This window comes from Vibrio sp. T11.5, from assembly GCF_027587155.1.
GTDB classification, from domain to species: domain Bacteria; phylum Pseudomonadota; class Gammaproteobacteria; order Enterobacterales; family Vibrionaceae; genus Vibrio; species Vibrio neptunius.
Genome location: NZ_JAPPTP010000056.1, coordinates 1 through 1,638, shown reverse-complemented (window position 1 = coordinate 1,638; position 1,638 = coordinate 1). Strand labels below are relative to the sequence as shown.

Below are 1,638 nucleotides of genomic sequence, written 5' to 3'. Positions count from 1 at the left end.
CCCCCTCTGGCAGGATAGTTGTCACTGTTAATATTTAACCAGTGTGGGCGGTAATGAGTGAACCTTGTCTCGTATTCCAACAGAAAGAAAAGAAGCCATATTGAAGAAGCTACTGCCACCATGCTCAATGTCCGTGAGCCAGTTGTCAAAAGAAGAAGGCATTAGCACCGCGACCCTGTATTATTGGCGGCAGCAACTCAGACGTTCAGGAGCCGCAGTGCCAAACAGCAACACTTCATCAGAGCAGTGGTCTGCTCAAACTAAACTCGCCATTGTCGCCGAGACTTACTCGATGACCGAGAGTGAACTCAGCCAATATTGCCGTGAAAAAGGTCTCTTTCCTGAGCAAGTCCAGAGCTGGCGCAGCGAATGTATGCAAGGGTTTATGTCGAGTAAAGAGCGGGAAGCTGAAGCAAAGAAACAGGCCAAAGCAGATAAGCTTGAAATCAAAGAGCTTAAAAAGGAGTTACGCCACAAAGAGAAGGCATTAGCTGAAACTGCTGCCCTGTTGGTTCTACGAAAAAAGCTCAGAGCCTTTTACGGGGAAGAGCCAGAGGACGACTAACCTCAACCGATGAAAGGCAGCACCTGATTGCGCTTATCCACGATGCTAAGCAAAGTGGTTGTCGCTTAGAACGGGCTTGTTGTGAGGTTCAAATTGACCTGAGAACCTATCGTCGATGGTATCGACAAGGAGAGATTCAGGTGGATAAAAGACCGACCTGTGCCAGACCAGAGCCTGCTAACAAGCTCTCGCAGCAAGAGCGTGACGCGATTATCGAGGTATGCAACCGCCCAGAGTTCGCGAGTTTACCTCCGACTCAAATCGTACCGACACTGCTTGATAAAGGTGAATATATCGCCTCAGAGTCGAGCTATTATCGGGTACTGAGTGCACAAGGGCAACTTCACAACCGAGGCCGTCATAAGAGTAGACAAAAGCAAGCTAAGCCAACGAGTTATACGGCGACAGGCTCGAATCAAGTCTACACATGGGACATCACTTACTTGCCTTCAAAGGTTCGAGGTCAGCACTATTATCTGTACGTCATAGAGGATATCTATAGCCGAAAAATCGTGGGTTATGAGGTGTATGAACGTGAGTCTGGTGAGTTAGCATCACAACTCCTGCAAAGGACGTTGATGCGAGAGCAGTGCTTCAATCAGCCGCTGGTTCTTCACTCTGATAACGGTGCGCCGATGAAGTCGCTGACGTTTAAAGCAAAGATGGATGAGTTAGGCATTACCTCATCGTATAGCCGTCCAAGAGTCAGTGATGATAACCCGTATGTCGAGTCGTTGTTCCGAACGGTAAAGTACATGCCAAACTGGCCGACAAAGGGCTTTGAAAATCTCGACAGCAGTCGCAGTTGGGTTGAAGCCTTCGTTCGTTGGTACAACACCGAGCACAAACACAGCAAGCTCAATTATGTCACGCCTTCACAGCGTCATAATGGAAAAGATGAAGAGATCTTGAAGCGCCGAGCTGAGGTATTGCTTGCCGCAAAACAGTTAAAACCAGAGCGCTGGGCTAGCGATATCAGGAACTGTGAAGCAGTTGGTGAAGTCCACCTAAATCCTGAAAGAGAAGCTGCTTAATAAACAAGCAAATGATGACAACTACCTTGAAAAACGCCG

1 protein-coding gene is annotated in these 1,638 nt (G+C 48.0%); it reads left to right on the top strand.

Annotated features, from left to right (window positions below; all coding sequences use genetic code 11):
• Positions 1–64 precede the first annotated feature (64 nt).
• Positions 65–1,599 (top strand): IS3 family transposase gene (locus OH455_RS23130; protein WP_443088613.1). Its coding sequence is split into 2 segments (ribosomal slippage): positions 65–518 and positions 518–1,599, totalling 1,536 coding nucleotides; the frame shifts between segments, so codons are not numbered across the junction.
• Positions 1,600–1,638: the final 39 nt, after the last annotated feature.